At 27.3% G+C, this 6,344-nt stretch carries 7 protein-coding genes; 6 read left to right on the top strand and 1 reads right to left on the bottom strand.

From position 1 onward, the window contains the following. The first annotated feature begins 113 nt into the window (after positions 1-113). The 3 genes from ELQ05_RS03890 (at position 114) to mog (ending at position 3,528) form a co-directional block, all read left to right on the top strand. Positions 114-1,868, top strand: a complete 1,755-nt coding sequence (locus tag ELQ05_RS03890) for a hypothetical protein (RefSeq protein ID WP_052799588.1) — start codon at positions 114-116, stop codon at positions 1,866-1,868. 113 nt (positions 1,869-1,981) lie between these two features. Continuing rightward, positions 1,982-2,965 (top strand): magnesium/cobalt transporter CorA, encoded by a 984-nt coding sequence (corA, locus tag ELQ05_RS03885; RefSeq protein ID WP_134239957.1) that lies wholly within the window; start codon positions 1,982-1,984, stop codon positions 2,963-2,965. Positions 2,966-2,985: 20 nt separating this feature from the next. Then, positions 2,986-3,528, top strand: coding sequence for a molybdopterin adenylyltransferase (gene mog, locus ELQ05_RS03880; protein WP_052785397.1), 543 nt, complete (start codon positions 2,986-2,988; stop codon positions 3,526-3,528). Here the strand turns inward: mog and ELQ05_RS03875 are convergent. Next, on the bottom strand, positions 3,525-3,710 hold the full coding sequence (locus tag ELQ05_RS03875) for a hypothetical protein (RefSeq protein ID WP_052785396.1): 186 nt from the start codon (positions 3,708-3,710) through the stop codon (positions 3,525-3,527). The genes mog and ELQ05_RS03875 overlap by 4 nt on opposite strands. Positions 3,711-3,837: 127 nt before the next feature. On the opposite strand from ELQ05_RS03875, the gene ELQ05_RS03870 reads away from it, so the two are divergent. The 3 genes from ELQ05_RS03870 to ELQ05_RS03860 are packed head-to-tail and all read left to right on the top strand — an operon-like array spanning position 3,838 to position 6,321. Next, positions 3,838-5,025, top strand: coding sequence for a M48 family metallopeptidase (locus ELQ05_RS03870; RefSeq protein WP_057042784.1), 1,188 nt, complete (start codon positions 3,838-3,840; stop codon positions 5,023-5,025). After that, the gene (locus ELQ05_RS03865; RefSeq protein WP_057042781.1) at positions 5,022-5,837 is read left to right on the top strand and encodes a HemK/PrmC family methyltransferase; all 816 of its coding nucleotides are present in this window, start codon (positions 5,022-5,024) and stop codon (positions 5,835-5,837) included. Before ELQ05_RS03870 ends, ELQ05_RS03865 begins: the two co-directional genes overlap by 4 nt. A gap of 13 nt (positions 5,838-5,850) precedes the next feature. Continuing rightward, a complete protein-coding gene (locus ELQ05_RS03860) occupies positions 5,851-6,321 on the top strand; it encodes a DUF4149 domain-containing protein (protein ID WP_057042779.1) in 471 nt (156 codons plus the stop codon). Positions 6,322-6,344 lie beyond the last annotated feature (23 nt).

Raw genomic sequence — 6,344 nt, 5'->3', positions numbered from 1 at the left:
TTGTATTTATTTTTTTATTTTTGTTTTATTATTTAATTTTATAAAAATATAATTATCTTTTTATGCAGCTTATAAGATAATATTAGATTTTAATGTAACTATCAAGGAAAAATATGTTTGATAAAATTCATTATTATTATTTTAATGCTAATTATGAAAAATGTTTAAACTTGAGTGAGCAATTTTTAAAAGAAAGTCCAAAATTTGCTTTAGAATTTGCTACGCTTTCTTCTTATAAACTTTCTCTTTTTCAAAAAGCTTTATATTATGCTCAAGAGCTTTTTTCTTTAAATCCTACAAGTTTTAATGGTCTTATGCTTACTAAAAGCTATATTGAAAATTTAAGACTTGATGAAGCCTTGAATTTATTACAAACACTTTTAACTCGCAAAGATGATTTAGAAGATGAACTTAAGTTAGAATTGGCTTTTGTTTATAAACTAAGCAACAAACTAGAAGAATCTGAAAAAATTTTCAAAGAATTGCTTTCTAAAGATATGTATAATCTTAATCTATGGAAAAATTATGCAGAAATTTATTTTAAACATGATTTTACTAAGGCATTAAATGCACATGAACACTTGTGTCATTTTATGCAAGATTTGATTGATAAACTACAAAAAGGAATCATTGCTGAACAAACCAATCTTAATTTAGTCAAACTCGAAGATAGGCTTCATAGTAAAACCAAAGAAAATATTACCATTTCTAAAATAGAAGATTTTTTAACTCATCAAATTTTACCCCAAAAAGCATACTTGCTTTTTAAGCTTTTTAGAATATCTGATTCTTTAGAACTTTTTCAATCACTACAAGAAGCCAATCAACACCATGCACAGTTTTGGCAAAACTATGCTAAGGTATTAGAATTTAACTCAAACTATCAAGAAGCTTATCATGCTTATAAAAAATGTCTTAGCTTGGATTCTCATGCAACCTATCAATTTGATTTGGCTTATCTTTTGATGCGTATGGGAGTGGATGATAATTTTGAAGAGGGCAAAAAATATTATGAAAGCAGATTGTTTTATGCTCATAATGAAACTTTTTCTACTTATCATTATAATGAAAGCATAAAAGCTTTTAATAAATTTGGCGTTGATGCTTTTAAAAATAAAGAAGTTTTGGTATTTTGCGAGCAAGGCTTTGGCGATACTATAATGTATGCAAGATGCTTAAAAAAACTTTGTAAAATCGCTTCAAAGGTTTTATTTGCTCCTCAAAGTGCCATGTATGAAATGTTTAAAAATCAAATCAAATTTTTAAATCAAAATGATGATATTTTTAAAAATATAAAGGTTTTAAAAAATCTACCTACAAATTTTGATTATGCTATTCCTATTTGCTCTTTGCCTTTTTTTATTGATATTAAGCTTAATGAGATTTCACGATTAAAAACACCTATATTGCCACAGAAAAAACCGCATAATCAAAGAAAAAAACTTGGTATTTTTTATGCTACTCCTAATGCTGAAAATTCTGATTTATTAAGAAATGTAAAATTTGAATTTTTATTTAATATATTAAAAGACTTAGATTATGAAATCATTTCTTTTCAAATGCAATTAAAAGAAGAATTGCCTAAGGAAATAGAAGATAGAAGCAAGCTTATAAAAAATTGGAATGATACTCTAAATTATTTATATGATATTGACTGTATGCTTAGTATTGATAGTGCTATAGCACATTTAAGCTTAGCTATGGATATTCCTACTATAGTTCTTTTACATCCTAGGTTTGATTGGCGTTGGGGAAAATTTGAAAATCCTAAAAGTTATTTTTGGCCAAAAGCAAAATGTTTTATCATAAAAGAACAAGAAGAAACAAAAAGGAATTTGCAAAAACTGATTAAAGATATTTTAAACTAAAGCTTAGTTTAAGAGCTTTAGATGGAAAATTTGGTTTTTGATTTGCAAAAATTAAAAAATTGATTTTTAAACTAATCAAGGTATAATTTTAAAGTTAAAAATAAGGAATAACTATGCTATATGTTTATATCAAAACTCAAAATGCTTTAGTTCAAAGAATCAACTTTAATCTCGATAGCCAAGAACTACCACAAAATATTTTGTGGATTGATTTACTTCATCCAAGTACAGCGGAAATTGCTTTTATATCAAGTGAGTTTAATCTTGAATTTCCTACAAAAGAAGAAAGAGAAGAAATAGAACTTAGTGCAAAATATTGGGAAGATAATGCAACAATAACCATCAATGCTCATTTTTTAGTAAGAGATCTTAAAAGCAATGAAGAAGATAGGAATTTAATCAAGCTTCGCACAGAAATTGTTACTTTTGCTACAGCTAAAAATATCTTATTTACTATAAGATATAACGAATTTAGCACTTTTGAAGAAATTCAAGCAAGGATTTTAGCTAGTCCGAAGAATTTTGAAGATGGTTTTGATATTATTGATAAAATGTTTGAAGTGCGTGTTGAAAAAGATGCGGATTTGCTAGAATGGATAGATAAAGAAGCAAGACGCTTAAGAACAAGTGTTTTAGAAAAAAAAGATGAATATAGTTATGATGAAATGCTAAAGGATATTTCAAGTTTACAAGAGCTTAATATGCGTGTAAGAGATTCTTTATTTGATAAACGTCGTGCTATGACTTCTTTGCTAAAAAGTGATAAAATCGATAAAGATATAAAACAAAATCTCACTATAGTTTTAAAAGACTTAAATTCTTTGGTTGAATTTAGTGTTTCGCAACTTAATATTTTAGACAATATTCAAACCATTTTAGCCAGCCAAATCAACATAGAACAAAATAAAATCATTAAAATTTTTACCGTTGCAACTGTTGCCATGATGCCACCTACTTTAATAGGAACTGTTTATGGTATGAATTTTAAATTCATGCCAGAACTTGAACTTCACTATGCTTATCCCATAGTACTTGGTGTGATGGTAATTTCTATCATTTTACCTTTGGTTGTTTTCAAGAAAAAAGGATGGTTATAAAAATTTATTAAGGAGAAACAATGGATACAATAAACATAGGAATTTTAACCCTAAGCGATAGAGCAAGTAGTGGCATATATGAAGATAAAGCTACTGCTGAAATTGAAAGAGTGTTAAATTCATATATAAAAAATGATATTATTTATCATAAAGAATTAATCCCTGATGATTATGATTTAATCATTAAAAAATTACTTTATTTAGCAGATGAAAAAAAATGCGATTTGATTGTTACAAGCGGAGGTACAGGTCCAGCACTTCGTGATGTAACCCCAGAAGCTACGGAAGCCGTGTGCGATAAAATGATGCCAGGTTTTGGAGAGCTTATGCGCTTAGAAAGTTTAAAATATGTGCCAACAGCTATACTTTCAAGACAGAGTGCAGGAATTCGCAATAAATCTTTTATCATTAATTTACCAGGAAATCCTAAAGCTATAAAAGAATGTCTAGAGCCTGTTTTTCCAGCTATACCTTATTGCATTGATTTAATAGAAGGTGCTTATATACAAGCAAATGATGAAGTTATTAAGGTTTTTCGCCCTAAGAAAAAATGTCAAAATTAAAATTTATTAGCTCTGATAAGTCTGCTTAATTGTCTAGCAAGCAGACTTGCCGAAGCTTTATCTTTGCTTATCTTTTGCACTTTATTTTTAAACTTACAAAGTCTGTCATCTAAAATCGCATCATTGATTGGAATTTTAGGCTTTTCTTTTTGTTTTTGTGAAATCTTTTTCTTAAAAAACATTCTTTAATCCTTTTTTTATAAATATACACCAACTTAGTTGAAAAGAATATTATTTTAGATTTTAAACTATTAACTTTATTTCATTATTTTAAGCTAGAATTTGCAAAAAACTAATCAAGGAAAAATAATGACTTTAATTGCAATTTTATGTCTTTACACAGCACTTTTATCTTGGATTTCCTATACTCAAATTCATTTCTTAGAAAGAGAAAAAGACAAACAAGCTCAAATTTTAAGCGAAAAAGACTATCAAAATGCAGCAAATATTGCCATCGAAAATGAAAAATTTAAACTATTTTCCAATTTTTATAATTTAATCATCAGTATTGCATGGATAGGTTTTGGATTTTTATATCTTAAAGAATTGCTTATCTCAAGCAACACTCGTTTTGAAAATACTTTATTTTTATTATCTTTTTTGATAATCACAAGTATTTTAAATCTACCTTTAAGTATTTATGAAAGTTTTATCAAAGATAAAGCCCATGGTTTTTCAAATATGACTGTAAAACTTTTTATCAAAGATACTATGAAAAGTCTTATTTTAACTTTAATATTTGGATTTTTAATCCTTTATGCTTTGCTTTTTTGCTATGATTTTTTTGGAACTTTTTGGTGGATTGCGGCCTTTATTTTTGCCTTTTGTATTATAGTGATTATAAATCTCATCTACCCTACCTTGATAGCACCTATTTTTAATAAAATGGAAAAACTAGACGATGAAAATTTACTGAAAAAAATCAGCTCTTTAATGAAACAATGTGGGTTTAGTGCAAATGGGGTTTATGTTATTGATGCAAGCAAAAGAGATAAGCGTTTAAATGCTTATTTTGGTGGACTTTTTAAAAGCAAAAGAGTGGTGCTTTTTGATACATTATTAAAAGCCTTAAATGAAAGAGAACTTTTAGCTGTTTTGGGACACGAGCTTGGACATTTTGTTCATAAGGATATTATCAAAGCTTTATTTAACGGCGCTATAACTATGTTTTTACTTTTTTTTGTTTTTGCAAATTTACCTGAATTTGTTTACCTAGAAAGTCATCTAGAAGGAGTAAATGGCGGTGTGTTCGCTCTTTTATTTATCTTTGCAAATATTTTTAGCTTTTTAATCTCTCCTATGCTTAATGCCTTAAGTAGAAAAAATGAATTTGCAGCTGATCAACACGGAGCTAAAGTTACAAGCAAAGAAGATATGAAAAATGCATTGATAGCTCTAGCAAGAGAAAATAAAGCTTTTATCAAAACAAGTAAAACATATACATTTTTTTATCTCAGTCATCCAAGTATTAGTGATAGAATCAAGGCTCTTTCTTGACTATAAAAAATGCTCTTATGGAAGCTAAATCTAGCTTAAAAGGTTATGAAAATGAAGCGGTATTTATACTTTGCGAATATCTAAAAAAAGATAAAGCTTGGTTATTTTTAAACCAAGATATAAAAATAGATCATGAACCTTATTTTGAGCTTATAAAGCGTTTTAAATCTGGAGAACCTTTTGAATATATATTTGAAAAAGTGGATTTTTGGGGCTTAGAATTTAAGATAAAAAAAGGCGTTCTAATCCCTCGCTACGATAGTGAAATTTTACTTTTTCAAATTTTAAATTTATGCAAAAAAAATACTTTTAATGGGATTTTAGAAATAGGATTTGGAAGCGGAATTTTAAGCATTGTTTTAGCCAAAGAACTTGGGTTAAAAATCACAGCCTGTGATATCAATCCCAAAGCCTTAGAATTAGCTTTAGAGAATGCCAAATTATACAAAGTCGATCACTTGATTGACTTTAAACTTTGTAATTTTAAGCAAATTAAAGAAAATTATGATTTTATTTTTTCAAATCCACCTTATATTAAAAATTCATATCCTATAGATATTTGGGTGCAAAAAGAACCCAAAGAGGCTTTATTTGGCGGAGAAAAAGGATATGAAATTCTAGAAGAAATCATACATTTTTCCCTTGATAAAAAAGTTAAATTTTTAGCTTGCGAATTTGGCTATGATCAAAAAGAAATTTTGGAAAAAATTTTATATCAAAATAATTTCATTGTTGATTTTTTCAAAGATGAACAAGGTTATAATCGTGCTTTTGTAGCTAAATTTACAAATATGCGTTATGATAAAAAATAAAAGGAGAAACTTCTTGAAAGCTGTTAATTTATTTTTACTTGCCTCCATCATAGGGGTTGAACTCATACTAGGAATAGTTGTTGCACCAACAATTTTTTTTCCTCAAAATCTTATAGGAGAAGGAGTGTTGAGCCATTTTCAAAGTGGCTTAATGATGACGCAAATTTTTATTAAAATGGGATATTTACTGATTTTTGTTTCAGCGGTTAATTTTTTATATGAAATTTATTCTCTTATAAAAGATGAAATGAAATTTCAAATAAAATTTTCAAAATTTATGCTGAGTTTGCTTATTTTGATTTTAAGCTTAATATTTGTTTTTTATTTTACTAATACCATAATTGAACTCCAAAACTTAGGCGAAAACGCTACAAAAACTCAAGAATTTATCAGTATCCATAATGCAAGTGAAGTGGTGATTAAAATCATCTTGATAATGCAAGTTTTTTTATATTTCTTAAGCTTTAAAATAGCAAAAAAATGATAAAATATTAAATAAATCCAAAA

The sequence above is a fragment of the Campylobacter sp. US53 genome (assembly GCF_004378995.1).
In the GTDB taxonomy this organism is placed as follows: domain Bacteria; phylum Campylobacterota; class Campylobacteria; order Campylobacterales; family Campylobacteraceae; genus Campylobacter_D; species Campylobacter_D jejuni.
Note: the sequence above shows the minus strand (reverse complement) of the source record. Positions and strands in the feature narration are given on the sequence as shown.